At 65.1% G+C, this 25,423-nt stretch carries 21 protein-coding genes; 10 read left to right on the forward strand and 11 right to left on the reverse strand.

The annotated features are described in order from the left end of the window. Nucleotides 1-53: 53 nt before the first annotated feature. Both HOP58_RS17260 and HOP58_RS17265 read right to left on the reverse strand, forming a co-directional pair. Nucleotides 54-419 carry a hypothetical protein gene (locus HOP58_RS17260; RefSeq protein WP_234261000.1) on the reverse strand — a complete coding sequence of 122 codons (366 nt, stop codon included), beginning with the start codon at nt 417-419 and terminating at the stop codon, nt 54-56. Nucleotides 420-476: 57 nt separating this feature from the next. After that, entirely contained in the window at nt 477-788 is a 312-nt protein-coding gene (locus HOP58_RS17265) for a hypothetical protein (RefSeq protein ID WP_010626432.1), read from the reverse strand. A gap of 306 nt (nt 789-1,094) precedes the next feature. Here HOP58_RS17265 and metF point away from each other — a divergent pair, with 306 nt between their 5' ends. Further along, nucleotides 1,095-1,931, forward strand: a complete 837-nt coding sequence (gene metF / locus HOP58_RS17270; protein ID WP_234261001.1) for a methylenetetrahydrofolate reductase [NAD(P)H] — start codon at nt 1,095-1,097, stop codon at nt 1,929-1,931. Nucleotides 1,932-2,013: 82 nt separating this feature from the next. Further along, nucleotides 2,014-2,556 carry a superoxide dismutase family protein gene (gene sodC, locus HOP58_RS17275; protein ID WP_010626434.1) on the forward strand — a complete coding sequence of 181 codons (543 nt, stop codon included), beginning with the start codon at nt 2,014-2,016 and terminating at the stop codon, nt 2,554-2,556. Between the two features lie 167 nt (nt 2,557-2,723). Here sodC and HOP58_RS17280 read toward each other — a convergent pair whose 3' ends face one another. The 6 genes from HOP58_RS17280 to prlC form a co-directional block, all read right to left on the reverse strand. After that, complete coding sequence (locus HOP58_RS17280; RefSeq protein ID WP_010626435.1) at nt 2,724-3,770, reverse strand: TAXI family TRAP transporter solute-binding subunit; 1,047 nt, start codon at nt 3,768-3,770, stop codon at nt 2,724-2,726. Nucleotides 3,771-3,846: 76 nt separating this feature from the next. Beyond that, nucleotides 3,847-6,009 (reverse strand): TRAP transporter fused permease subunit, encoded by a 2,163-nt coding sequence (locus tag HOP58_RS17285; RefSeq protein WP_234261002.1) that lies wholly within the window; start codon nt 6,007-6,009, stop codon nt 3,847-3,849. 86 nt (nt 6,010-6,095) lie between these two features. Next, nucleotides 6,096-7,079 (reverse strand): TAXI family TRAP transporter solute-binding subunit, encoded by a 984-nt coding sequence (locus tag HOP58_RS17290; protein WP_010626437.1) that lies wholly within the window; start codon nt 7,077-7,079, stop codon nt 6,096-6,098. A gap of 198 nt (nt 7,080-7,277) precedes the next feature. After that, a complete protein-coding gene (locus tag HOP58_RS17295; RefSeq protein WP_234261003.1) occupies nt 7,278-9,029 on the reverse strand; it encodes a Na/Pi symporter in 1,752 nt (583 codons plus the stop codon). Nucleotides 9,030-9,031: 2 nt separating this feature from the next. After that, nucleotides 9,032-9,277, reverse strand: a complete 246-nt coding sequence (locus HOP58_RS17300) for a YheV family putative zinc ribbon protein (RefSeq protein ID WP_010626439.1) — start codon at nt 9,275-9,277, stop codon at nt 9,032-9,034. Between the two features lie 75 nt (nt 9,278-9,352). Next, nucleotides 9,353-11,404 carry an oligopeptidase A gene (gene prlC / locus HOP58_RS17305; protein WP_234261004.1) on the reverse strand — a complete coding sequence of 684 codons (2,052 nt, stop codon included), beginning with the start codon at nt 11,402-11,404 and terminating at the stop codon, nt 9,353-9,355. Between the two features lie 157 nt (nt 11,405-11,561). Here prlC and HOP58_RS17310 point away from each other — a divergent pair, with 157 nt between their 5' ends. The 4 genes from HOP58_RS17310 to HOP58_RS17325 all read left to right on the forward strand — a co-directional run bounded on the left by HOP58_RS17310 (nt 11,562) and on the right by HOP58_RS17325 (nt 14,852). Next, nucleotides 11,562-12,902 (forward strand): sodium-dependent transporter, encoded by a 1,341-nt coding sequence (locus HOP58_RS17310; protein ID WP_234261005.1) that lies wholly within the window; start codon nt 11,562-11,564, stop codon nt 12,900-12,902. 49 nt (nt 12,903-12,951) lie between these two features. Then, the gene (locus HOP58_RS17315; RefSeq protein WP_234261013.1) at nt 12,952-13,506 is read left to right on the forward strand and encodes a gamma carbonic anhydrase family protein; all 555 of its coding nucleotides are present in this window, start codon (nt 12,952-12,954) and stop codon (nt 13,504-13,506) included. Beyond that, nucleotides 13,503-14,093 carry a LysE family transporter gene (locus tag HOP58_RS17320; protein WP_234261006.1) on the forward strand — a complete coding sequence of 197 codons (591 nt, stop codon included), beginning with the start codon at nt 13,503-13,505 and terminating at the stop codon, nt 14,091-14,093. Before HOP58_RS17315 ends, HOP58_RS17320 begins: the two co-directional genes overlap by 4 nt. An 87-nt stretch (nt 14,094-14,180) precedes the next feature. After that, complete coding sequence (locus HOP58_RS17325) at nt 14,181-14,852, forward strand: metal-dependent hydrolase (RefSeq protein WP_234261007.1); 672 nt, start codon at nt 14,181-14,183, stop codon at nt 14,850-14,852. On the opposite strand, the gene HOP58_RS17330 is transcribed toward HOP58_RS17325, so the two are convergent. Genes HOP58_RS17330 through HOP58_RS17340 form a run of 3 tightly spaced genes read right to left on the reverse strand, consistent with a single transcriptional unit; the run spans nt 14,828 to nt 18,904 of the window. Continuing rightward, a complete protein-coding gene (locus HOP58_RS17330; protein ID WP_010626445.1) occupies nt 14,828-16,210 on the reverse strand; it encodes a sigma-54 dependent transcriptional regulator in 1,383 nt (460 codons plus the stop codon). The genes HOP58_RS17325 and HOP58_RS17330 overlap by 25 nt on opposite strands. Then, nucleotides 16,203-18,119: an ATP-binding protein gene (locus HOP58_RS17335; RefSeq protein WP_234261008.1), complete on the reverse strand. Its 1,917-nt coding sequence runs from the start codon at nt 18,117-18,119 to the stop codon at nt 16,203-16,205. The genes HOP58_RS17330 and HOP58_RS17335 overlap by 8 nt, the downstream gene beginning before the upstream one ends. Before the next feature lie 17 nt (nt 18,120-18,136). Further along, a complete protein-coding gene (locus HOP58_RS17340; protein ID WP_234255562.1) occupies nt 18,137-18,904 on the reverse strand; it encodes a GntR family transcriptional regulator in 768 nt (255 codons plus the stop codon). A 310-nt stretch (nt 18,905-19,214) separates the two neighbouring features. Between HOP58_RS17340 and HOP58_RS17345 the strand changes: the two genes are divergently transcribed. From HOP58_RS17345 to HOP58_RS17360, 4 genes are read left to right on the forward strand one after another with little or no spacing between them, the layout of a single operon-like run. Continuing rightward, nucleotides 19,215-19,970 carry a (Fe-S)-binding protein gene (locus tag HOP58_RS17345; RefSeq protein ID WP_234255561.1) on the forward strand — a complete coding sequence of 252 codons (756 nt, stop codon included), beginning with the start codon at nt 19,215-19,217 and terminating at the stop codon, nt 19,968-19,970. Continuing rightward, nucleotides 19,967-21,436 (forward strand): LutB/LldF family L-lactate oxidation iron-sulfur protein, encoded by a 1,470-nt coding sequence (locus HOP58_RS17350; RefSeq protein ID WP_234261009.1) that lies wholly within the window; start codon nt 19,967-19,969, stop codon nt 21,434-21,436. The genes HOP58_RS17345 and HOP58_RS17350 overlap by 4 nt, the downstream gene beginning before the upstream one ends. After that, on the forward strand, nt 21,433-22,101 hold the full coding sequence (locus HOP58_RS17355) for a lactate utilization protein C (RefSeq protein WP_234261010.1): 669 nt from the start codon (nt 21,433-21,435) through the stop codon (nt 22,099-22,101). The genes HOP58_RS17350 and HOP58_RS17355 overlap by 4 nt, the downstream gene beginning before the upstream one ends. Further along, a complete protein-coding gene (locus HOP58_RS17360) occupies nt 22,098-24,980 on the forward strand; it encodes an FAD-binding and (Fe-S)-binding domain-containing protein (RefSeq protein WP_234261011.1) in 2,883 nt (960 codons plus the stop codon). Before HOP58_RS17355 ends, HOP58_RS17360 begins: the two co-directional genes overlap by 4 nt. The last annotated feature ends 443 nt before the right edge of the window (nt 24,981-25,423 follow it).

A 25,423-nucleotide genomic window follows, 5' to 3' on the forward strand; every position in this document is an offset into this window, starting at 1 on the left:
TCGGCGAGACGGCTGTCAGCCATGCATGATCGACCCGCTCAGCGGTGGCGAAATCAGCCGTTGCGCCGGCTCGACCTGGCCCGCTCGGCCTGGTCGTCGATGTTCTCCTTGTGCGAGGTCTTGTCGCGCACGACCTGGGTGCCGCCTACCGGGGTCGTCTCGCGCCGCGTATCGATGCCGGGCTTCCTGGCGCTGTGCTTCTGGTCGTCGACGTTGGCATCCGGACGGTAGACGTCGTCCTGGGCGGGTGAGCGCCCACCCTTGTGGCCGGCACTGTCGCTGGGATTGTCGTTGGGATCGTGGTCGTCGGGAGCGTCGCGCGCGGTCAGCCGCCGGGCTCCCTCGCGCAACGACTCGCGCCCTTTCTCACTCATCTGCGTGCTTTGCCCGCCATTGCGATCCTGGCGTGATCTCTCCATGTTCAACCTCCTGCTTGGCGCTCCGTGCATCCCTGACTTTGCATCGCTGGCGTAGGTTCAGCCGCCCTTGCCCTCGTCACCCATGGTGAAGGAGGGCGGATCGCTGGCCGGGAAGGTCTCGGCGTTGGCCTCGTCCAGCTCGCGCTCCGCCTGCTGCGTTTTCGCCTCGGCCGGCGATATCTCGGTATAGCCAGGCTCCAGCATCCAGCGCTGATCGCGATGGGTGAGCAGTGCGCTTGGTACCCAGAAGCGGCTGCCCGTCTCGGTGATGATGCCGACCTTGTCCACGTCACTGGTATCCGCCACCTTGCCGACCTGCTTGCCCTCGTCGTCGAAGACGGCGGTACCGGTGATCAGTTCCTGTGTCATGGGGTTCTCCTCATTGGTAAGTAACCCGGTGTCCGTACCGGGCCGGTCGCCTTTTCTCTTATCCCAGCGTCGTTGTCTCGCGAGCGTGGGTCAACGTGACATGAGCGAAGATTTGTTAGCGAAGTTTGAGCTTTTGCAGCCGAGGCCCGTCTGCCACCTGCCTCAATTCAGACCGAACGGTTATAATCGTCCGGCTCTATATGACGAAAGCTCATGTGGCAGCGTGGAACTTTTCATTGGTCAGGCGTCCGGCCGGACGGCAGAATGCTGGAATTCGCATCGCTCCCGGCAACCAGAGAGATTTTCATGAGCAGCTCATATCCGCTAGGCATCAGTTTCGAGTTCTTTCCCCCCAACACCGAGGCGGGGCGCGAGAAGCTGATCGGGGTGCGTGACGCCCTGGCCGAGCGGAACCCGCGTTTCTTTTCGGTCACCTATGGCGCCGGCGGTTCGACCCAGGGACGCACGCTCAACACCGTGAGAAGCGTGCGTGAGTCCGGCATCACCACCGCGCCACACCTTTCCTGCATCGGTAGCGAGCAGGCCCAGTTGCGTGACCTGCTCGCTCAGTACCGCGAAGAGGGCATCGACAGCCTGGTGGCACTGCGTGGCGATCTGCCCTCGGGCATGGGCGGCATCGGTGAGCTGCGCTATGCCAACGAGCTGGTGGAGTTCATCCGCGAGGAAACCGGCGACCACTTCGAGATCGCCGTGGCGGCCTATCCGGAATCCCACCCGCAGGCGCCGAGCTTCGAGCGCGACTTGGAGAACTTCGCGCGCAAGGTGAAAGCGGGGGCCAATCTCGCCATCACCCAATACTTCTTCACCGCCGAGGCTTACTTCCACTTCGTCGAGCGCGCCCAGGCGCTGGGCGTCGAGGCGCCGATCGTGCCCGGCATCATGCCAATCACCAATTACACCAAGCTGGCCCGTTTCTCCGATGCCTGCGGCGCCGAGATTCCACGCTGGATCCGCAAGCAGCTCGAGGCCTACGGTGACGACAGCGAGGCCATCGCGGCCTTCGGCACCGAGGTGGTGTCGCGGCTTTGTCAGCGCCTGCTCGACGGCGGTGCGCCCGGCCTGCACTTCTACACCCTCAACCAGGCGGAGCCCTGCCTGCGCATCCTCGACAACCTGGGCTGAGTCCATCGCTTTGGCGCTTGGGCGCATCTGCGACTAGCCTGTTTCCTGCATGTCCATGGAATCAGGAACAGGAGGTCGCTAGATGCGCCATGCCAACCTTTCGGGAGTCGCTTTCGCCTCCCTGATGCTAGCTGCGGGAATGGGACAAGCCCAGGCCCAGGAAGGCCACGAAGTCGAGATCAATTGGGTGAGTGCCGATGGCGTCGAGGATTCCATCGGCACCATCACGCTCGAAGATACCGACCACGGCTTGTTGCTAACCCCCGACCTGCGCGAGATGCCGCCCGGCGTGTACGGTTTCCACGTCCACGAGAATCCCAGCTGCGAGCCGGGTGAAGACGAGGACGGGAACATGGCGGCCGCCGGCGAGGCGGGAGGCCACTACGATCCCGAGGAGACCGATAGCCACCAGGGGCCCTATGGTGACGGTCATCTGGGCGACCTGCCGGTGCTGATCGTCAACGAAGACGGCGAGGCGAACCTGCCGGTGCTGGCGCCGCGGCTCACCGTCGATGACGTGCAGGGTCGCAGCCTGATGATCCACGAAGGCGGCGACACCTACTCCGACGAGCCGGAGGATGGCGGCGGCGGCGGTCGTATGGCCTGTGGCGTGGTCGAGTCCTGAGCGCTATCGCTTGCGCTTCCTAGCCCTTAAATGACATAGCTCTTGAACGACTCGGCCCTTGAACGACTCGGCCCTTGAACGACTCGGCCCCGCCATCTGGCGGGGCCGCTTCATTGGGTGTCAGTGAGATTGGGTGTCAGTGAGATTGGGTGTCAGGAGGTATGGCGTCAGTCGTCCGTGTCGCTGGCGTCTTCGTCGTCTGCATCCTCGTCCGGGCGCATTTCGGGTGGCAGCATTTCGACCGGCACTTCGAGGCCTTGCTCCTCGTAGTAGCGTACCGCCCCGGGGTGGAACCAGATCACGCCATTCTTGTCGAGGTGCTCCGCCCGGGTTTCGATGGCGGCGGGGTGGATCTCCATCATGGCGTCGGGGTGGTCCAGCACCAGCTTCATCAATTCGTAGACGAAGCTTTCCGGCAGGTCCTTGTGGCCGATGGCGAAATTCCAGAACGACACCGAAGCGTGGGGGGCATCCATCGAGGCATAGGTATCGGCGGGAATCTCGAAGGCCGACACCGGGAAGGCGTCCAGCAGGGTGCTCTGCTCTTGCTCCGTCAGGCCGAACATGTGCACGTCACGACGCCGCTCGAGACGCTCGAAGGCTCTGATCGGCAGGCCGGCGCAGAAGGCGAAGGCGTCACTCAGCCGAGAGGTCAGGTAGTCGGCCAGATGGTTGGCATCGGCATACTGCAGATGCACGTCCTCGACGCCCAGTGCATCCAGAAACTGCGGCCAATAGGCGGCGCAGGTACCGCCCATGGGGCCGACCCCGACTCGCTTGCCGCTCAGATCGGCGATGCTCTCGATGCCCGAGCCGGCCAGCGTCACCACATGGAAGGGGGTCTGGTACATGGGGAAGAGCGCGCGCACGTCGCGCATCTCCTCGCCGGGGGCGAATTCGGCCTCGCCGTCCCAGAGTTCGCGGGCCGGGCCCAAGGTGACTAGGCCCAGCTCCGCCTCGCCGGTATGGACCAGCGTCATGTTGTGATAGGGCCCGCCGGTCGCCTGGGAGACGGCGTCAATGCCGAGTTCGTCGATGAGGCGGGTCACCAGACCGTCGCCATAAACCTGATAGGTGCCACCGAGGGAGGCAGTGCCCAACAGGACTTCCGTCGGCCAATCGGCCCGTTCATCGGCCAGGGTGGGGGCGCTCCCGAACAGCAGGGCGCAGGAAGCGACTAGCGGATACAGCGTGGGGAACCGTCCAGTGCTCATGGTGTGTCTCCTGTCGGTGAGGTGGGCGGTGAAGCCAAGGTGGCCGAGGCCACCTTGGCTTGCGCCCGATCTCGGATCAGGTCAGGGCCTTGGGCTTGGCCTTCAGTGCGGCAGCCTGCCACATGAACACCAGCCCGCCGATGCCGACGCCGAGCAGGTCGGTCATCCAGCCACCGGCGATCATCGACAGCGCGGCGGCCAGCAGCATCACGCGCTGCACGAGGTTGACGCCACCGTTGAGGAACCAGCCCTGCACCGAGGCGGCCAGCAGGTAGATCCCCACAGCCGCGGTGAGGGTCACGCGCAGGATCTGCATCCAGGTGCCGTCCATCAGCAGCGCCGGGCTGTAGAAGAACATGAAAGGCACGATGAATGCGGCCAGACCGAACTTGAAGGAAGTCACTGCCGTCTTCAGCGGATCGGTTCCCGAGATGGCGGCGGCGGCATAGCCGGCCAGTGCCACCGGCGGGGTGATGGCCGAGAGCACCGCGTAGTAGAACACGAAGAAGTGCGCCACCAGCGGCGGAATGCCGATCTGCTGCAGCCCCGGCGCTACCACCGAGGCGGCCACCGCGTAGGCCGCCGTGGTGGGCATGCCCATGCCGAGCAGGATCGAGATGCACATGGCGAAGAACAGCGCCAGCAGATGGCTGGCATCGGCGATGCCCAGCAGCATGGAGGCGAAGCGGGCACCGACGCCGGTCAGGGCGATGACGCCGACGATGATGCCGGCACAGGCACACACCGCGATCAGCGGAATGGCCATGCGCGCGCCCAGCGAGAGGGCGTTGAGCAGCGCCTTGGGGCCCATCCAGTGGGGCGTGAACCAGGACACCACGGCGGCGCTGACCATGGCCAGGGTACCGGCACGAATCACCGAGTAGCCCATGAACAGGGTGCCGATCAGGATGATGATGGGCAGGAACAGGTAGACCTGTTTGACCATCTTGCGGAATACCGGCAGTTGGTCCTTGGGCAGACCCTGCATGCCGCCGCGGCGAGCTTCCAGGTCCACCATCAGGTAGATGGAGAGGAAGTACAGGGCGGCCGGAATCAGTGCGGCAATGGCGATTTCGGTATAGGGGATACCGGTGATCTCGGCCATGATGAAGGCGCCCGCGCCCATGATCGGCGGTACGATCTGGCCACCGGTGGAAGCCGCGGCTTCGATGCCGCCAGCGCTGCGCGGGTGGTAGCCCACCTTCTTCATCAACGGAATGGTCAGCGAGCCGGTCGCCACCACGTTGCCGGCAGAAGTACCGTTGATCATGCCCATCAGGCCGGAAGCGAATACCGCCACCTTGGCCGGGCCGCCACGCGCGCGACCGGCGGCGGCAAAGGCGAAGTTGACGAAATAGTCACCCACGCGTGAGGCCTGCAGGAAGGCGGCGAAGGTAATGAACAGAATGATGTAGGTGGACGAGACCGCGGTGGTCGCGCCGAGGATACCGTTGTCGGTATACAGATAGGTGAAGAAGCGCTGCGGCGAGTAGCCGCGGTGTTCCAGCAGGCCGGGCAAGTAAGGGCCGGCAAAGGCATAGACCAGGAACACGGCGGTGATGAGGATCAGCGCCAGCCCCGCTACGCGGCGGGTGAGTTCCATGATCAGGGCCACCCCGACGGCCGAGACGAGGAACTCGGTCTGTCCGGCAAACGGTGTGCCGGCGGCCATGCGCCAGCGCTGCAGCACGAACAGCAGGTAGGCGGCGACGATGATCGAAGCGACGATCAGGACGGCGTCGGCCCAATGGACGGAGCGGCTCGAGCTGCGCCAGATCCAGCTGCTGATCATGGCGATGCCGGTGGCGATCGTCAGTGCCCAGCTCATGTGCACCAGCACCCAGCCGGCAGGGGGCGTGCCCTGGGTTTCCCGGATGAACCAGGCATAACCGATGGCGAAGGCGGCATAGACGATGGCGGCTATGGCCGGAATCATGGCTAACCACTCGACCTTGGCTATGTGCCTTTCGCCCGGGCTGCGGTCCAGAGTATAGGCGGCGGTGATGGCGAAGCCTACGGCCAGGCCACCGGCCACGTGAATGATGCGAAACGCCCAGGTCTCGATGGGTGAGACGTTGAGTGCATAGAGATGCATGGCCGTAAAGAGGACACAGGCGGCAAATACCGTCTGGCCGAGCAGGCCGGAAAGCACGCGCTCGTTATGGGCGATCGGGATGTCGGAGACACCTTCGGTGCCGATCTTCGAGGCGGCTTGTTCGGGTTGGGTTTCGTGGGTCATGCCGGGATGCCTTGAGGGGTTACAGTTGCCTTAGAGGGTTAAGGCGTTGACGCCGGCCCGAAGGCCGGCGTCGATGCGCGTATAGATCAACCGCGCAGATCCTCCGGGATCTCGTAGCCGTTCTCTTCGAACCAGCGTACGGCACCCGGATGCCAGGGCAGGAAGGTGTTGAACTCGAAGTTCTCGGCCACCGTCTCGCTGGCGGCACCATGGATCTGGACCATGCGGTCGTTGTTTTCCATCACGGTCTTGGTCACTTCATAGACCAGAGATTCCGGCATGTCCTTATGGGTGATGGCGAAGTTCCAGATCGAAACGGCCGGCAGGTCTTCGTCCAGGCTGTTGTAGACGGAAGCCGGGATGCTGGCCGGGCTCAGCTCAGGGAAGTCGCCCAGGAACTGCTCCATCTCTTCCTCGGAGAAGGAGAAGATGTTGACGTTGGCTTGGGCTTCGAGCTGGTTGAAGGCTGAGATCGGCACGCCCGCGGCGAAGGCGAAGGCATCGATCAGGCCGTCCTGCAACTGGCCTGCCTGGTCGGCAGCACCGCCGTTGCGGGTGCTGACGTTGAGGCCGAGCTTCTCGAACAGCTGCGGATAGTACATGTCCGAAGTACCGCCCGCCGGGCCGACGCCCACGGTCTTGCCGTCCAGGTCGGCAACGGAGCTGATGCCCGAGCCGGACATGGCAACGATCTGCAGGGTGGTCTGGTACATCGGGAATACGGCGCGAATGTCGGTGTGCTCGACGCCCGGGGCAAGTTCGCTGTTGCCGGTCCACGCCTCGTAGGCCGGACCCATGGTCACCATGCCGAAGTCGTGCTCACCCATTTGTACCAGAGTGGCGTTCTGTACGGGGCCGCCGGTCACTTCGGCGCCGAAGGAAACGCCGAGGGCGTCGCCGACCATGTTGGCCCAGCCGGAGCCGTAGATGTAGTAGGTGCCACCCTGGCTGGCGGTGCCCACGGTCAGGCTACGGGGCCAGTCGCTGCGGTCGTCGGCCTGGGCGCCGGCGGCGACCAGAGCCGCACCGAGCACGGAGGTGGCGATCAGTTTGGAGGCGGTATAGCGCATTGGAGTACTCCGATTTGCCTTTGTCGTTATTGGAGCCCACCTGAAGTGGGTCCTTATGAAATACGTTGTAACGCACATGAGTATAGGCAATTGCTGCGCCATGCAGGGGTAGTGCTTGTAAAAACAAGACATTACTTTTTTTGCATTCGACGAAAGTCGAGATGGAGAAAATAAGATCTGGCTGGGATTTCGCACTAGTTACGTAATGTGTGTGTGGATATCCGCACGCTGGGTGGCGCAGAACGTTTCGGTGAGCGTTGCGATCAGTCGGCCAGCCTGGTGCAGGTCGTTCATCAACGACGAGGCGAGCCATGGATCGAGGCGATGTTCCCGCAACCGCTTGGCCAGCTCATGCTGCCAGTGACGGAGCACTTCTTCGACGGGCGCGGCGATGGTGGCGGCCTCCTTCTCCTCGGCGAGCCGGTTGAGGCCGGTGGCAATGGCCAGGCGCAGATCGTCGTGGGCTTCACGCAGCGGGCTGGCCGGCGCGGCATGGCGCAGAAGGCTACGCTGCAGCACCTCGCCGAGGCGTACTGCTTCCACCATGCGCAGCGAACGTTCCTGCAGCTCGTCCAGCCTCGCCTGCTGAGCGTCTGTCAGCGGTACGTCGAGGCGTGCCTGGAATTCCAGAATCTCGGTGAGCAGCGGTTTGATTCGCTCCTGATAGCGGGCATCGATGCCTGGCCAGGTGTCGGGGTCGATGTGGGCCGCCACCGCTTGACGCTGCGGTGGGTGGCCGATCACCTCGGCACTGGGCAGCAGGATGGCGCTGCACAGCAGATGATAGGCACGCCGGTCGAGGCGCCGACACTCCTGCTCCATGGCGGCAACGGCGGTATCCGCATGATTGAGGGCGGTGCTGTCGAGGTAGCGTGCCTGCGACGGCGGCAGTCGGGCGGGCTCGGGAAAACGGCGCTCGAGCAGGCTGGCCAGCTGCGGGATCCAGGGCAGCATCAGCACGATGCCGAGCAGGTTGAATAGAGTGTGGAACAGGGCCAGCTTGAGCGGCCAGGCCGTTTCCGCCAGTCCCACCAGTTCGGCAATGACATCCACCAGCCAGGCCAGCGGTACCAGCAGCACCAGGGCGACCGCGGCGGTGACCAGATTGAAGATTACATGCGCACCGGCCAGGCGGCGTGCCGCGACGCCGGCGGAAAGCGCGCCCAGCACGGCGGTGACCGTGGTACCGATGTTGGCGCCGATGGCGATGGCCAGCGCCGGCAGGTAGGGCAGTTGCCCCGAGGCCAGGGCCGTCAGGGTGAGCAGCAGCGTCGCATGGCTCGACTGCATGACCACGGTGGCGACGATGCCGATTGCCACGAACAGCGGCCAGTGCCACAGCCGGTCGCCGGCCAGGCCGTCCAGCCGCAGGCCATCCTGCCAGGCCTCGAAGCCGAGCTTCATGAAGTCGATACCGAGGAACAGCAGGCCGATGCCCAGCAGCAGCCCGGCGATACCGGCCAGTGGGCCGCTGAGGCGGTAACGGCCGAGCAGGCCGAGGGCGAGCAGCGGCATGGCATAGTGGGCCAGGTCGAAGCGCAGGCCGAACGTGGCGATCAGCCAGGCCCCGGTGGTCGTTCCGAGATTGGCGCCGAACAGCAGAGCGATGGCGCCGGGCAGGGCGACCAGGCCGGCGCTGACGAAGGACATCGCCAGCAAGGTGGTGAGCGAACTGGACTGGACCAGGGCGGTGGCCAGGGCGCCGACGCCAATGGCACGCCCGGGGTGGCGCGTGGCGGCGTACAGCCAGCGGTCGAGAGTGCCACCGGAGAGCCGTTTGATGGCCTCTTCCAGAAGGCTCATGCCCCACAGGAACAGCCCCAGACCGGCGGCCAGCGTGGCGAAGTCGGGGCGCGACAGCAGCAGCGCGCCGGCGGCTGCCAGACCGAGCAATTCCAGGTGTCGCCGACTGCTCGACCGCGACCCGGCGGCGTCGGTCGCCTCCGCCACGCTCAACGTCTCCCGGGGTCGAGAATTCTCACCGTCTGGATGGTATTGCGGCGCTGTTCCTCGCGTTCACGATTGACGCGGGTCTCGAGCTCGGCCGCCGTCTCTTCTTCGATGGGCGCCTGTTCGAAGAAATCGCAGTTGACGCAGTCGCGATAGCGCACGCCGCTCTGCTCCCAGGTGCGGATCTTGTCCATCTCGGCACAGCGGGGGCAGACGGCGCCGGCGATGAAGCGTTTCTGAACGGCCATGTTGCCTCCATGAGCAAAGAGCCGCCGGCAGCGCCGGCGGCGGTGTGGCTACGATAGCGTGCCGTGCCTGCGCTGTCAGGCGGCGCGAATGCCGCTGTGACGCAGCAGTGGCTCGACGCTGGGCTCGCGACCGCGGAAGGCACGGAACAGCGCCGCGGCGTCGCGGGCGCCACCCTGTTCGAGGATTTCGCTGCGGAAGCGCTGGCCGGTCTCGGCATCGAAGATGCCGGCCTCCTCGAAGGCGCTCCAGGCGTCGGCAGAGAGCACCTCGGCCCATTTGTAGCTGTAGTATCCCGCCGCATAGCCGCCGGCGAAGATATGGCTGAAGCCGTTCTGGAAGCGGTTGAAGTCGGCCTTGGGCACAACCGACACGGCGTTGCGCACTTCGTCGAGCAGCGCCTGCACGTCTGCCGCCGTGGGGGCGGTCAGCTCATGATGCAGGCGCAGATCGAACAGCGAGAATTCGAGCTGGCGCACCAGACCCATCGCCGACTGGAAGTTCTTGGCCGCCTGCAGGCGCTCCAGTAGTTCGGCGGGCAGTGCCTCGCCGCTGTCGACATGGCCGGCAATCAGATCGAGCCCTTCACGTTCCCAGCAGTAGTTCTCCATGAACTGGCTGGGCAGTTCCACCGCATCCCACGCCACGCCGTTGATGCCGGAAACGTCGGCCACCGTCTGCCGGGTCAGCATGTGGTGGAGGCCATGGCCGAATTCATGGAACAGGGTGGTGACCTCGTCATGGGTGAGCAGGGCCGGCCGGTCGCCCACCGGGCGGGTGAAGTTGCAGGTCAGGTAGGCGACGGGCCGTTGCAGTTCGCCATCTTCCCGGCAGCGGCGTACCCGGCACTCGTCCATCCAGGCGCCGCCGCGCTTGCCCTCGCGGGCGTAGAGGTCGAGATAGAAGCCGGCAATCGGCTCGCCCTGCTCGAGAATGCGGAAATAGTGCACCTCGGGGTGGTAGCGGGGGGCTTGCAGGTCTTCCTCGACGGTGACGCCGTAGAGCCGTTCCACCACCTGGAACAGCCCATCCACGACCCGGGGGGCGGGAAAGTAGGGGCGCAGCTGCTCCTGGGAGATGGCATGGCGCGCTTCGCGCAGCTTCTCGCTGACGTAACCGATGTCCCAGGGAGCGAGCTCGGTCAGGCCCAGGCTATCGCGGGCGTAGGCTTCGAGCTCGGCGAACTCCTCCCGTGCCTGGGGCACCGCTCGGCGGGCCAGATCCTCCAGGAAATCGAGCACCTGGCGCGGCGATTCGGCCATCTTGGTGGCCAGCGAATAGTTGGCATAGCTGGCGAAACTCAGCAGCTCGGCCAGTTCACGGCGCAGGCGCAGCGTCTCCTCGATGATCGGGGCGTTGTCGTACTCGCCGGCGTTGGGGCCCTGGTCCGAGGCGCGGGTAACGAAGGCGGTGTACACCTCACGGCGCAGCTCGCGGTCGTCGGCGAAGGTCAGCACCGGATAGAAGCTGGGAAAGTCGAGGGTGATGCGGTAGCCCTTCGCCCCCTTGGCCTCGGCGTTGGCGGCAAGCGTCGCCAGGCCGCTCTCGGGCAGACCGGCCAGCCTGGTTGCATCGTCGATGTCCTTGTACCAGGCCTGAGTGGCGTCGAGCAACTGGTTGGAGAAGGTGTTGGAAAGCTCCGACAGGCGTGACTTGATCTCGCCGTAGCGCTGCTGCTGGGCCGGCGGCAGATCGACACCGGCAAGGCGGAAGTCGCGCAGGGTGTTGTCGACGCTGCGGCGCTGCGCCTCGTCCAGTTCGGCCCAGGCGGGCCCCTCCTTGAGGGCCTGCCAGGCACGGAATAGCCCCTCGTGCTGGCCCAGCCAGGTGCTGTAATCCGAAAGCTTGCCCAGACAGGCCTGATAGGCCTCGCGCAGGGCCGGCGAGTTCATGGTGCCGTTGAGGTGCGACACCGGCGACCAGGCCCGCGACAGCCGGTCGTTGAGTGCCTCGAGCGGTGCGGCCAGGCTGTCCCAACTGGGCGTCTCATGCTCGGCGCGTTCGACCAGCGCCTCGATGTCGGCGCGACTGTCGGCCAGCAGCTTGTCGATGGCCGGTACCACGTGCTCCGGCTTGATCTCGGCGAAGGGGGGCAGCTCGTGGGATTCAAGCAGGGGGTTGTGGGACATGCGCACCTCGGGCGTAGTGGATATGAGAGCGTAGTGGATATGAGAGCAGAATAGCGATTAGATGCGGCCAGGTGTCACGGGTTTCAATCCCGCCGGGGATTGGTCGCGGAGTGTCGGCCTGATAGGCTTGCGCCTCCACGAAAGTCGAGGCAACGGCATGAATGCAACCCTGGAGCGCTGGAGCACGCGGCGCGCCTTCATCCTGGCGGTGACCGGCGCAGCCGTGGGCCTGGGCAACATCTGGCGTTTTCCCTACATCACCGGCGAAAACGGTGGGGCTGCCTTCCTGGTGCTCTACATCGCCTTCGTGCTGCTGCTGGGGTTACCCGTGATGATGGCCGAGATCATGATCGGCCGGGCCGGCCGGCGCGCGCCGATGCAGGCGCTGGGTTATCTGGCCGGGCAGGCCGGAGCCAGCCCTCACTGGCGGCTGCTGGGGTTGTTCGGTGCCTTTACCGTCTTTTGCATCCTGTCGTTCTACTCGGTGGTGTCGGGCTGGTCCATCGAGTTCTTCGTCACTGCGGTGAACGGCGGTTTCGTGGGGCTGAGTGCGGCCGAGGTCGGCGCCGGCTTCGAGGCCTTCCTCGCCGACCCGCTGCGCATGACCTTCAATCACACGCTGTTCCTGTTCATGACCATGACCGTGGTGGCGGCCGGCGTGGCCAAGGGGCTGGAGCGGCTCAACAACCTGCTGATGCCGCTGCTGTATCTGCTGCTGGTGCTGTTGGCGCTCTATGCCGCCACCACCGACGGCTTCGGCCCGGCGCTGGCATGGCTGTTCATGCCGGACTTCTCGGCTATCACACCACTGGTGGTGCTGCATGCCATGGGTCATGCCTTCTTCACCCTGGCGGTGGGGGCCTGCGCGCTGATGGCATATGGCGCCTACATGCCGGAGCGCCAGAGCCTACCGCGCGCCGCCGCTGCCGTGGCGGTGCTGGACGTGAGCGTGGCGCTGCTGGCCGGTATCGCCATCTTCTCGGTGGTATTCTCTCAGGGATTGGACCCCGGCGAGGGGCCCGGCCTGATGTTCGTCACCCTGCCTATTGCCTTTGCCGAGCTGCCCTGGGGGGCGCTGTGGCTCAGCGTGTTCTTCTTGCTCTTGCTGCTGGCGACCTGGACTTCGTCGATCAATCTGGCCGAGCCGATGGTGGCCACGCTGCAGGGGCTGGGGTTCGGTCGCGGCAAGGCCACCGCGGTGGTCGGCATCGCCGTGTGGCTGGTCGGGCTGCTGTCGGTGCTGTCGTTCTCCGCCCTGGCCGAATGGCGGCCGCTGTTCGGGATGAACGCCTTCGACCTGGTGACCACCATTCCCACCGAGATCTTCCTGCCGGTGGGCGGGCTACTGATCGCTATCTTTGCCGCCTGGGTCATGCCGCGGGGTGAGGCATGGGCGGCGCTGGGCGTGGCGGAGCCTGGCTTCGTACTGTGGCGAACGGTGTTACGCTGGGTCTCGATTCCCCTGACGGTCGTGGTACTGGCGGCCGGGCTGCTGTAACCATTCGATATGACCGGCGCAGAGGCCGGGCTGGAGGTTTTGCATGAGCGTGAACGATCCCCTGCGCGGCTGGCAGGGCAAGCGCCCCACTCTGGGCGCGCGGGTCTACGTGGATCCGGCCTGCGTGGTGCTGGGCGACGTGAAGCTGGGCGACGACTGTTCGGTGTGGCCCATGGCGGTGATTCGTGGCGACATGCACCGTATTCGCATCGGCGCGCGTACCAGCGTGCAGGACGGCAGCGTGCTGCACATCACCCACGCCAGCGATTTCAACCCGGGCGGATTCCCGCTCACCATCGGCGACGACGTCACCATCGGTCACAAGGCGATCCTGCACGGCTGCACGCTGGGCAATCGCATCCTGGTGGGCATGGGGGCCATCGTGATGGACGGCGCCGTGGTCGAAGACGAGGTGATCATCGCCGCCGGTGCCGTGGTGACCCCGGGCAAGCGCCTCGAGAGCGGTCATGTCTACGCCGGTAACCCGGCCAAGGCGTTGCGTCCGCTGAAGGAGAGCGAGCGGCAGTTCTTTCCCTATACCGCCGGCAACTACGTCAAGCTCAAGGACCAGTACCTGGCTGAAGCAGGAGCGACTGCGACATGACGGAAACCTTGGGGTTCATGGCAGCGGTCATCGGCCTGCTGATCACTCCCGGGCCCACCAATACCCTGCTGGCGGCCTCGGGCAGCCAGCGCGGTATGCGTGCATCGGTGAGCCTGATTCCTGCCGAATTGGCCGGCTACCTGCTGGCGATCGCCCTGTGGGGCAGCGTGCTGGGCAACCTGGGGGAGCGGTGGGAGTGGCTGACGGTGACACTGCGCATTGCCAGTGCGTTCTATATCGCTTACCTGGCGTTGTGCATGTGGCGCAGCGCCACTGACATGGAGGTCGCCGCCAAGGCCGTGGTGAGCCACTCGGGGCTGTTCCTGGCCACGTTGCTCAACCCCAAGGCATTGCTGTTCGCCGCCGCGATCTTCCCTCAAAGCGCTTTCCGCGGGCCCGTCGAGTTCGTACTGCCCGCGCTGCTCTTCAGCCTGCTGCTGATACCGATAGCCGCGTTCTGGATCGCGTTCGGCACCGCCGTGGCCAGCGGTCGTCTGACGTGGCTATCGCCCTTTGTCATCCAGCGCGGTGCCGCTGTGGTACTGGCCGGTTTCTCCCTCTCTCTGGGGTGGAGCACGCTGCACTGAGACAAGCCGGCGCTCGGTCGGCATTGTCTTCGGTTGCGCTGGCAAGCGATAATCTGGCTTTTTATCCAGTAGAGGGCTCGTCCCGGCATGGCCGATTTTCGCACCCATCTTGGCGTGGCCGCCGCCGGCGGCGCCGTATTGGCCCATGGCGGTTGGCAGGTAGGGCTGTGGGAGCTTTGGCAGGGCGGGGTCGTGTTCGGGCTGGTGAGCTTCGGGGGTATTCTGCCCGACATCGATGCCGACAGTTCCAAGGCGATTCGCCTGATCTTCAATCTGCTGGCGGTGCCCAGCGTGGTGTTGGGAGCGGTGCTGTTGCAGGCGCATCTGGCCCCGGGCTACTTGCTGGTGGTGTGCGGTTTGCTCTATCTCACGGTGCGCCATGTTGCCGGTGGCGTATTCAGCCGCTTTACCGTGCACCGGGGCATCTGGCATTCGCTGCTGGCTGCCGTTCTGTGCGGGTTGGCGGCGGCAGTGGTGAGCCACCAGCTGTTCGTCCAGCCGCCCCGGCTGGCATGGGTGCACGGCGTTGCCGTCTGCCTCGGCTTCGTCACCCATCTGGCGCTGGATGAAATCTACAGCGTCGATCTCACCGGGGCGCGCATCAAGCGCTCCTTCGGCACGGCACTCAAGCCCCTCGACATCAAGTCTCCGGGCAACTCGTTGGCTATGCTGATGGCCGGTGTGGCGTTGCTGCCATGGCTGCCGGCCTGGTCAGTACTGCTGGAGCTGCTGGCTCAGGGAGCGACCTTGTGGCGATAGTCCTCGGCCTTGAGGCCGTACTTGCGCAGCTTGTCGTAGAGGGTCTTGCGCGGCAGTCCGAGGTGTTCGCAGACCTCGGTGATCCTGCCGCGATGGCTGACCAGCGACTGGCTGATCAGGCTCTTCTCGAACAGCTCCACCTGCTGCGGCAGGGCCAGCTCGGCAACGTCCGATTCGACGCCCTCCAGCAGCATGTCGAGCCGGTAGTCGAAGGCCGAGCCGAGCAGCACATAGCGTTCGGCCAGGTTGCGCAGCTCGCGCACGTTACCCGGCCAGTCGTGGGCCATCAGCGTCGACACGCCGCTGGTGCCCAGCGGTGGCGCTTCCAGACCGCTGCGGTTGGAAGCGACCACGGCGAAGTGCTGGAACAACAGGGGAATGTCCTCGCGCCGTTCACGCAGGGGCGGGAGCGGCAGGGTGACCACGTTGAGGCGGTAGTAGAGGTCCTCGCGGAACTCGCCGGCCTCGGCGGCGAGCTTCAGGTCGACCTTGGTGGCGGCGATGACGCGAATGTCGAGAGGGACGTGTTCGTTGGCGCCGAGGCGTTCGATACAGCGCTCCTGCAGCACGCGCAGCAGCTTGACCTGCAGGGCCAGCGGCATGGACTCGATCTCGTCGAGAAAGACCGTGCCGCCGTTGGCATGCTCGAACTTGCCGATGCGTCGTTCCACGGCGCCGGTGAAAGCGCCCTTCTCATGGCCGAACAGCTCCGATTCGATGATGCTTTCGGGCACGGCGCCGCAGTTGATGGCCACGAAGGGGTGCCCGCCGCGGGGGCTGCGTTCGTGGATGGCACGGGCCACCAGGTCCTTGCCGGTACCCGTTTCGCCGAACAGCAGGACGTCGGTTTCCACCTGAGCAATGCGCTGTACCATGGAGGCGAGTCGCTGAATCGCCGGTGTTCTGCCCACCAGGCGCGGCCCGGGGGCGGCCTGTTGGGCTTCCAGTTCGGCCTTGAGCTGGCGGTTTTCCAGGCTAAGACGACGCTTGTCGATGCCGCGACGCACCATCTCGACCAGTCGTTCGCCGGCAAACGGCTTCTCCAGAAAGTCCCAGGCGCCTTCGCGCATGGCTTCCACGGCGGTGGAGATGTCGCCGTGACCGGTAATCAGGATGACCGGCAGGTCCGGGTCGCGTAGCCGTACCTCGCGCAGCAGTGCCATGCCATCCATGCCCGGCATGCGGATGTCGCTGACGATCACACCGGGGAAGTCGGGGGTGAGCGTCTTCAGGGCGCTCTCGGCGCTGGCGTAGGACTGTGGCTGGTAGCCGGCCAGCTCCAAGGTCTGGCCGGCGGTGATGCGCAGGTGGGGTTCGTCATCGATGATCAGTACCGGTATGGGCGCCGGGTCATGCATGGGATTGCTGCTCCTGGATTGGCGATGGCTGAGCGTCGTCGGGTTTCTCCATTCGGGGCAGAGTAATGGTGAAGCGTGCCCCGGCGCCAGGTACGTTGCCGGCATCGATGTTGCCGCCCAGATCCCTGATGATACGCGCCGATATGGAAAGTCCCAGCCCCAGCCCGCTGCCCGGCGACTTGGTAGTGAAGAAGGGCTCGAAGATCCGTGCCAGATGCGCTTCGGGAATGCCGGGGCCCGAATCGCTGACGCCGATGGATACCCGCTCTGCCTCGACCTCGACGCTGAGAATGAGAGTGGGCTCGGGCGTTTCCGCCATCGCCTGGAGCGCATTGCCGATCAGGTTGACCAGTACCTGTTCGAGACGCACCAGATCGGCATGGACCCAAACCTCATCGCCCCAGTCCCGCACGACCTCGACGCCGTGCAGCCGATTCTGATAGAGCCGCAGAGCGTATCGGAAGCAGGCCTGAACCGATACCGCTGTCAGCGAGCTGCCGCTCTTGCGTGAGAACTGTCGCAGTTGGGCGCTGATTTCGGCCATGCGCTCGGTCAGCTCGACGACCTGGGCCAGGTTGGCATCGGCAGCCTCCAGCCGCTGGCGCTCGAGAAAGGTGCGGGCATTCTCGGCATAGGCGCGAATGGCGGCCAACGGCTGGTTGAGTTCATGATTGATACCGGCCGCCAGTTGGCCCAGCACGGCGAGCTTGGCTGCCTGGATCAGCTCGTCGCGGGTCTGGCGAAGATTCTCCTCGGCGCGCCGCCGCTCCTCGATCTCGTCGGAAAGCAGACGGTTGGTTTCCATCAGATCGTGGGTGCGCAGCTCGACGTTGCGCTCCAGCTCGTCGCGCGCCTGGGCCAGGGTGCGGCGTTCACGCTCGGCAAATAGTTCGCGCTCACGGCGCAGGCGCCAGCGCTGCCAGCCTATGCCGCCTGCCAGCACCACGACGCCATACAGGCCGCCAGCCAGTGCGGCGGCAAGCCACTGCGCCTGATAGACGCTGCCCAGGGGCTTGAGGATATGCATGTCCCAGTCATAGGCTTCCAAGTGGCGGGACAGCCCCAGGTAGCTCTCTTCCGCCAGCGGGCCGGTGTCGAATCTCACCAGTCGGCTGCCATCGGGACGCTGCTCGTAGACATCGATGCCCGAGGGCGACAGGGGTTCGTCGGCGTAGCGTCGGGCAGCCAGCAAGTTCTGACGCTCTGTTTCCGTGAGGGGCAGCAGCGCCGCCATGCGAAGCTCGGGACGGCTGGCCATGAAGATGATGTTGTCCTGATCGGTGACCAGCAGTTCGGCATCCTGCTCAGCCCAGCTCTCCTCGACTTCATCGAGCAGGACCTTGATGACCATGACGCCATCCGGACGCGCGTCCGGGGTCGTTTCGTCCAGCCAGACGGGAGCGGAGAAGTAGTAGCCGCGCTCGAGTGACTGGGTGCCCAGACCGAAGAAGCGGCCGCGACCGCCCTCTATCGCGTCGGTGTAATAGCTGCGAAAGGAGTAGTTGTGGCCTATGAAGGTGTTCTCCATATGCCAATTGCTGGCGGCCAGCGTCGTGCCATGACGATCGAGCAGGTAGACGTCGGAGACGTTGGCAATGGCGCGGAACTGGTCGAGCAGCCGGTTGAGCGGCATCGGGTTCTGCTCGCCGTGTCCGCTGAGAAAGCGCTTGATCATCTCGCGTGAGGAGAGCAGCTGCGGAAGGTAGTCATGGCGGGTCAGATGCCCCTCCAGCCCGGCGGCCGAGAGGCGCAGTTCGTTCTCGGCTTCCCGTACCAGGGTCTGCAGGGCCTGTTCGCGCGCTACCTGGGAGGCCTGCCAGGTGACCAGCACGAGTCCGAGCGGCAGCAGCAACAGCAGCAGCCGGCGTAGCGGTACCGACAGGCGGGGTGGTCGATGGGGACCTTTCACTCGATCATTACCTGCAGCTAGACTTCCGGTAGTGCCTGGGCGCGTCGCAGAGCCCGCTGGGCGCGGGTTTCGGCACGCTCCATTTCCAGTAGCTCCTCCTCGACGAAGACGAGGTGTTCGTGGGAGCGCGCTCGGGCGTCCTCGGCACGGCCTTCGAGAATGGCGTCGAGCAGGGCGCGGTGCTGCTTCATCAGCATGGGACGCGACTGGGGCTTCTCGAATAGGTGGGCCAGATTGTCTACGATGCTCTTTTCCAGCAGGTGGAAGATGCCACGAATGGTGTGCAGCAGCAGCACGTTATGCGCCGCCTCGGCAATGGCCAGGTGGAAGGCGGCATCTGCCTTGGCCTCGAGTTCGGGGTCGCGGCCGGCAAAGCATGCCTCCAGCTCCTCGAAGCGCTTGATCAGCATGGCGCGGTCGGCCGGGGTGGAGCGCAGCGCCGCATAGTAAGCCGAAATGCCTTCCATGGCGTCGCGGAACTCGAGCAGATCGAGGTGAAACTCCTGATGCCTGGCCAGCATGTCCAGCAATGGGTCGCTGTAACCGCTGTTGAGCTCGCGCGTCACGAAGGTACCGCCGCCCTGACGGCTGGTCAGCAATCCTCGGGTGGCCAGCTTCTGAATCGCCTCGCGCAGCGAAGGACGCGAGACGCCAAAACGCTCGGCCAGTTCCCGCTCGGGGGGCAGGCGCTGGCCGGGCTTGAGGCTGCCTTCGAGTATCATCGCTTCGAGCCGTTCGGTGATGACATCTGCCAGTCGTGGTTGGCGTACGTTGTGGTAGGTCATGCGAGGCTATCCTGGAGCCTTTCGGCTTTAATTGGTCTTACCAATATTGGCGCTAATCTCGCTGTCTTGCAATCCGCTTTTGCACTTTGCGCAAAAGGTCCACTGACATCGACAGTTCTTTAGTTGCGTTGTAGACCAAAGTCTATGCCAGTAAAGCGATTAAGGAAGGCCTTGTCGTTGACACTGTCAGTAGTGCCCCCTAAGGTTCAACGACCTCAGTCAGGTAAATTGGTTTTACCAATTTTTCTTGGCGTGATTCCAACAATCCGCAAGACCGCCACTGCCCACAGGCCGACAGTGAGGGAGCCTCATGACGCCAGTCAAGCTGTACCCACCCAAGCCGGAGAAGGTCTACTTCTTCGGTACCTGCTTGATCGACCTCTTTTACCCCGAAGCAGGAATGGACGGTATCCGTCTGCTCGAGCGTGAAGGGGTCGAGGTGGTTTACCCCCAGGCGCAGACCTGCTGCGGCCAGCCGGCCTACACTTCCGGTTATCATGAAGAGGCGCGTGCGGTGGCGACGGCACAGCTCGATCTCTTTCCCGAGCCCTGGCCGATCGTCATTCCCTCGGGCTCCTGTGGCGGCATGATGCGCACCCACTATCCGCAGCTCTTCGCCGGCACCGAGCACGAGGCTCGGGCCAACGAGGTGGCTGGGCGCATCTATGAGCTCACCGAGTTCCTGCTGCATGTGTGTCAGCTCAGGCTCGAGGATCGCGGGCAGCCGGAAAAAGTGGCCATGCATACCTCGTGTAGCGCCCGGCGCGAGATGGGGCTGGGGGAAACCGGGCCCGCGCTGCTCGCCCGCATGGGGCAGGTCGAACTGGTGGAGCAGGCTCGTGCCACCGAGTGCTGCGGTTTTGGCGGTACCTTCGCCGTGCGCCACCCGGAGGTCTCCGCGGCCATGGTGGAAGACAAGACCCAGGCCATCGAGGCGACCGGGGCGAAGCGCTTCATTACCTCGGACTGCGGCTGCCTGATGAACATTGCCGGGCGCTTCGAGCACCAGGGCAAGGCGGTTTCCGGTGAGCACATCGCCAGCTACCTGTGGCGGAGGACCTCATGAGCGCTTCCGAAGTACAGACGTTCACTCCCCGCGAGTTCCATCGCCAGGCCCACGATGCCTTGGGCAATCCTCAGATACGCGCCAACTTTCGCAAGGCGATGGATGGCCTGATGTCCAAGCGCCGCGACGTCTTCAGCGACTGGGATCTCGAGACCCTGCGCGAACTCGGCGCCAACATCCGCCTGCGTGCATTGGCCAAGCTGCCCGACCTGCTCGAACGGCTCGAGGCCAACTGTCAGGCCAACGGCATTCAGGTGCACTGGGCCGAGAACGGCGACGAGGCGTGTCGCATCATCCGCGAGATCTGCCAGCGCCACGGGGCCAAGGCGGTGATCAAGGGCAAGTCGATGGTCTCCGAGGAGATGCACCTCAATGCCCACCTGGAGGCGGCGGGCATCGAGGCGCTGGAGTCCGATCTCGGCGAATACCTGGTGCAGCTCAACGAGCAGACGCCTTCGCACATCATCATGCCGGCGATCCATCTCAATACCGATGAGATCTCCGACATCATGCATGCCAAGACCGGCACCGAGCGCACCCGTGACGTCGACTATATGACCGCCGCCGCGCGGACTCAGCTGCGCGAGCGCTTCATGGCTGCTGACGTGGGCGTCTCGGGCGTAAACTTTGCCGTGGCCGAGACCGGCACCCTGTGCCTGGTGGAGAACGAGGGCAACGGCCGCATGACCACCGCCGTGCCGCCGGTGCACATCGCCGTGACCGGTATCGAGAAGGTGGTCGAGCACCTGCGCGACGTGCCGCCGCTCTATGCGCTGCTGACCCGTTCGGCCACCGGTCAGCACGTCACCACCTACTTCAACATGATCAGCTCGCCGCGCAAGCCCGGCGAGCACGATGGACCGAATGAGGTCCATCTGGTGCTTGTCGACAGCGGTCGCTCCAGCATCTATCAGGACGACGAGCTGCTCGACACCCTGCGCTGCATCCGCTGCGGCGCCTGCATGAACCACTGCCCCGTATACACCCGGGTCGGTGGGCATACCTACGGCACCACCTATCCCGGCCCCATCGGCAGCATTCTGATGCCACACATGATGGGCCTGGAGGCGACCAAGGACCTGCCCACCGCGTCGAGCCTGTGCGGCGCCTGCGGTGAGGTGTGTCCGGTCAAGATTCCGATTCCTGACCTGTTGGTGCGCCTGCGCCGTGAGGCGGTGGGCGAGGGGCGCGGCAATGTGCCCGGTGCCGGCGTCAAGCGGACGAAGAAAGAAGTGGCGGCGTGGAAGGGCTTTCAATGGCTGGCCACTCACCCCGGCGCCTGGCGCAGCAGTACGGCCATTGCCGGTAAGCTGCAGACACTGATGCCCACCAAGCTGGGCCCGTGGACGGAATACCGCACCGCGCCCAAGCCGGCCAAGGTTTCACTGCATGCCTTGGTTAAACAGCACGAGGCCAAGCGCCATCCGGCAGACAAGGCCGATGAGAGTGGGGAGAAGCGTTCATGAGTGCCCGCGACAACATTCTCAAACGCCTGCGTGAGCGTGCCGACGGCCCTCTGACGGCGCCGCAGAGCGATTTCGCCGTGGTCACCGGACGCGGCTGGAGCCGAGAGGAGCGGTTGGCCCGCTTCGAGCGTTGGATCACCTCGGTGCATGGCGAGGTGATCCACACGTCCCGTAGCGGCTGGACCGCTGCATTGGCCGAGGTGCTCGCGGCCAAGGGCATACGCCGTCTGGCCCTGGGGCGTGAGCACCCCGTCGCCACCGAGGCGCGCGCCACCCTGGCCGAAGGCGAAGTCACCCTGATCGACGCCGACCGCGATATCGAGTCCTGGCGGCACGAGCAGTTCCACGACACCGATGCCGGCCTGACCTCCACTCGCGGGGCCATCGCCGAGACCGGCAGCCTATGGCTGTGGCCGACCCCCGACGAGCCGCGTCTGCTGAGCCTGGTGCCGCCGATCCACATCGCCGTGCTCGATGCCGACACCATCGAAGATACCTTCTTCGACGTGGTCGAAGCCCACGGTTGGGCCGGCGACATGCCTACCAATGCGTTGCTGATCTCGGGGCCGAGCAAGACCGCCGACATCGAACAGACCCTGGCCTATGGCGTCCACGGCCCGCGGGAGTTGGTGGTGCTGCTGCGCCACGCCGAGGAGCGCCCATGAACGACGCGACGAAGGCGCCTGCTGCCGATGCCTGGCAGGCGCTCAAGCAGGAGCTGCTCGCAATCATGCCCGCTGAGCGGCTGATCGACGATCCGCTGCGCACCCTGACCTACGGCACCGACGCCAGCTTCTACCGGCTCATTCCCAAGCTGGTGGTGCGTCCCGCCGATGAGGATGAGCTGATGGCGGTGCTCGCCGGTTGCCGCCGGCGTGGGCTTCCGGTCACTTTCCGTGCCGCCGGCACCTCGCTCTCGGGCCAGGCTGTCACCGACTCGGTGCTGATCCAATTGCGCGAGGGCTGGCGCGGCCACGAGATACTCGACAATGGCCGGGCCATCCGCCTGCAGCCCGGTGTCATCGGCGCCCGGGCCAACCAACTGCTGACTCCCTTCGGGCGCAAGATCGGCCCCGACCCGGCCTCCATCAACAGCTGCATGGTGGGCGGGATCGCCGCCAACAATGCCTCGGGCATGTGCTGCGGCACGGCGCAGAACAGCTACCGCACGGTGCGTGACATGCGCGTGATCCTGGCTGACGGCACCCGCCTGGACACCGCCGACCCGGCCAGCCGCGAGGCGTTCCGGCGCAGCCATGCCGAACTCGTCGAGGGGCTCGAGCGGCTCTCCGCCGAGACCCGGGCCAACGCGGCGCTGGCCGAAAAGATCCGCCACAAGTACCGGCTCAAGAACACAACTGGCTACGCGCTCAACAGCCTGGTCGACTTCGACGACGGCATCGAGATCCTCAAGCACCTGATGATCGGTTCCGAGGGCACGCTCGGCTTCATCAGCACGATCACCTACGACACCGTCATTGACGAGCCCCACAAGGCCGCGGCGCTGGTCTTCCTGCCCGACATGGCCACTACCTGCCGCGCCACCATCGCGCTCAAGCCGGCCCCGGTCTCGGCGGTGGAGCTGATGGATCGCGCTGCGCTGCGCTCGGTGGAGAACAAGCCGGGCATGCCCGAGGGGCTCAAGCATCTGCCCGAAGGGGCTGCGGCGCTGCTGATCGACGTGCGCGGCAACGACGAAGCGGAGCTTCAGGCACGGCTCGAGGCGGTGCAGGCCATCTTCGAGGGCATCCACACCCTGGAGCCGGTCACCTTCACGCAAGAGAAGAGCCTCTACGAGCTCTACTGGAAGATCCGCAAGGGGCTCTTTCCCGCCGTAGGTGCGGTGCGCGACACCGGTACTACGGTGATCATCGAGGACGTCGCCTTCCCCATCGAGCGTCTCGACGAGGGCGTGCTGGCACTCACCGAGGCCTTCCAGCGCCACGGCTACCCCGAGGCGATCCTGTTCGGCCACGCCCTGGAGGGCAACCTGCACTTCGTCTTCCCTCAAGGCTTCGAGAAGCCCGGCGAGGTGGAGCGCTATCAGGCGCTGATGGACGAGGTGGCACAGCTGGTCGGCGTCGAGTACGGCGGTTCGCTCAAGGCCGAGCACGGTACCGGGCGCAACATGGCGCCCTACGTCGAGCTGGAGTGGGGCCCCGAGGCCTACGCGCTGATGTGGCAGATCAAGGCGCTGTTCGACCCGGAAAACCTGCTCAACCCCGATGTCATCCTGAGTCGCAATCCGACTCTGCACCTGGAGAATCTCAAGCCATTGCCGGCAGCCGACCCCATCGTCGACAAGTGCATCGAATGTGGCTTCTGCGAGCATGTCTGCCCCTCGCGGGATCTCACGCTCACACCGCGGCAGCGCATCGTCGCCGCCCGTGAAATGGCCAGGCTCGAAGCGCTGGGCGAAAACCTCGACGGCGAAGAGGCCGAGCGGCTCGAGCGGTTGCGCAATGACTACCGCTACGCCGGTGACGAAACCTGCGCCGTCGACGGCCTGTGCGCCACCCAGTGCCCAGTGGGTATCAACACCGGCGAGCTGATTCGCGAGATGCGCCGCGAGCGGTTGGCGCCGCATGCCAATATGGCGCGCCGGGTGGGGCGCCATTTCTCCGGCACCACGCGGTTGGCACGGGGCATGCTGAACCTTGCTGGTGCCGGGCGCGCCGTGCTGGGCGAGAAGGGTCTCTCCAAGGTGAGTGGCACCATCACCCGAGCCAGCGGCGGCAAGGTACCCCAGTGGATACCCACCCTGCCCAAGGCGGCCCCGGTTCGCGTGCTCAAGCGCAAACCCGCGGCCGATAGCGTGCGTGACAAGGTGGTCTACTTCCCTTCCTGCGCCACCCGTGTCTTCGGCGCCGGCCATGGCGACGGCGAGAGTCGTTCGATCATGGAGATCACCCTCTCGCTGCTGGAGAAGGCCGGCTTCGAGGTGATCGTGCCGGAGATGCCGGGGCATCTCTGCTGTGGCATGGCATTTCAGTCCAAGGGCCAGTTCGGGGAGGCGACGCACAAGGCGCGCGAGCTCAACCGCGAGCTGCTAATGGCCAGCCAAAATGGCCGCTACCCGATCCTCAGCGACACCAGCCCCTGCGTGCTGCATATGCAGGGGCGGCTGGACGAGCGCTTGACGGTACAAGAGCCGGTGGCTTTTGCCCATGATCATCTGCTGCCACGCCTCGACGTCACTCAGCTCGACGAGCGTGTAGCTGTGCACGTGACCTGTTCGAGCACTCATATGGGCCTGGGCGAGCGCATGGTGACCTTGGCGCGAGCCTGTGCTCGTGAAGTGGTAGTACCAGCCGAGATCACCTGTTGCGGTTTTGCCGGGGACAAGGGGCTTGTCACGCCGGAGCTCAATGCCTCGGCCCTGAAGGGCCTTGCCGAGCAGGTAGGGGAGTGCGATGCGGGTTACTCCAACTCGCGCACCTGCGAGATCGGCCTGTCGCTGCATGGTGGCATCCCGTATCGTTCGATCCTGTCCTTGCTCGACCGGGCCAGCCGCGAGCGCAGAGAAGCGGTCGAGACGGCCTGAGCCATCCACACGAACCATCCACAGCCCCTCGCCCGCGAGCGGCTGTGGATAGTTCGCTCGCCCGCGTCATGTCATCGCTTCGCCATCATCCTGAAATATTTTTACAGCCGGCCCTTGCGGGGCTCGGGGGAAAACCGTAAAGTACGCATCCGCTGCCGGTGACGAGCAACGTTGCAGGCGGTGGGAAGAGTGGTAAGTGGTTGTCGTTGTTTGGATTTTTCGGATCGCTTCGCAAAATTCGCACTTGACGCCCGCGGCGGGTTCGGTAGAATGCGCCCCACTCGAAAGCAAGTCCGGAAGCGGGTTTGCGGTCGCCGGTTCAGGCCGGTCTTCGATGTCAGGGTCACCTCGGTGACGGCCTCGAAGAGAGTTGACAAACTCCGGCGCTTCAGTAGAATACGCCTTCCTCGCAGGGCGCTGGCGAGGCCTCTCGGTCATAGGAT

The sequence above is a fragment of the Halomonas sp. MCCC 1A11062 genome (genome assembly GCF_021404355.1).
Lineage (GTDB): Bacteria > Pseudomonadota > Gammaproteobacteria > Pseudomonadales > Halomonadaceae > Halomonas > Halomonas aerodenitrificans.

Coding starts and splice junctions, on each gene's coding strand:
- HOP58_RS17360 (WP_234261011.1), top strand. CDS start 22,098: ATGAACGACGCGACGAAGGCGCCTGCTGCCGATGCCTGGCAGGCGCTC.
- HOP58_RS17330 (WP_010626445.1), bottom strand. CDS start 16,210: ATGCATGACCCGGCGCCCATACCGGTACTGATCATCGATGACGAACCC.
- HOP58_RS17300 (WP_010626439.1), bottom strand. CDS start 9,277: ATGGCCGTTCAGAAACGCTTCATCGCCGGCGCCGTCTGCCCCCGCTGT.
- HOP58_RS17310 (WP_234261005.1), top strand. CDS start 11,562: ATGAATGCAACCCTGGAGCGCTGGAGCACGCGGCGCGCCTTCATCCTG.
- HOP58_RS17325 (WP_234261007.1), top strand. CDS start 14,181: ATGGCCGATTTTCGCACCCATCTTGGCGTGGCCGCCGCCGGCGGCGCC.
- HOP58_RS17290 (WP_010626437.1), bottom strand. CDS start 7,079: ATGCGCTATACCGCCTCCAAACTGATCGCCACCTCCGTGCTCGGTGCG.
- HOP58_RS17340 (WP_234255562.1), bottom strand. CDS start 18,904: ATGACCTACCACAACGTACGCCAACCACGACTGGCAGATGTCATCACC.
- HOP58_RS17280 (WP_010626435.1), bottom strand. CDS start 3,770: ATGAGCACTGGACGGTTCCCCACGCTGTATCCGCTAGTCGCTTCCTGC.
- HOP58_RS17320 (WP_234261006.1), top strand. CDS start 13,503: ATGACGGAAACCTTGGGGTTCATGGCAGCGGTCATCGGCCTGCTGATC.
- HOP58_RS17350 (WP_234261009.1), top strand. CDS start 19,967: ATGAGCGCTTCCGAAGTACAGACGTTCACTCCCCGCGAGTTCCATCGC.
- HOP58_RS17345 (WP_234255561.1), top strand. CDS start 19,215: ATGACGCCAGTCAAGCTGTACCCACCCAAGCCGGAGAAGGTCTACTTC.
- metF (WP_234261001.1), top strand. CDS start 1,095: ATGAGCAGCTCATATCCGCTAGGCATCAGTTTCGAGTTCTTTCCCCCC.
- HOP58_RS17265 (WP_010626432.1), bottom strand. CDS start 788: ATGACACAGGAACTGATCACCGGTACCGCCGTCTTCGACGACGAGGGC.
- sodC (WP_010626434.1), top strand. CDS start 2,014: ATGCGCCATGCCAACCTTTCGGGAGTCGCTTTCGCCTCCCTGATGCTA.
- prlC (WP_234261004.1), bottom strand. CDS start 11,404: ATGTCCCACAACCCCCTGCTTGAATCCCACGAGCTGCCCCCCTTCGCC.
- HOP58_RS17285 (WP_234261002.1), bottom strand. CDS start 6,009: ATGACCCACGAAACCCAACCCGAACAAGCCGCCTCGAAGATCGGCACC.
- HOP58_RS17355 (WP_234261010.1), top strand. CDS start 21,433: ATGAGTGCCCGCGACAACATTCTCAAACGCCTGCGTGAGCGTGCCGAC.
- HOP58_RS17260 (WP_234261000.1), bottom strand. CDS start 419: ATGGAGAGATCACGCCAGGATCGCAATGGCGGGCAAAGCACGCAGATG.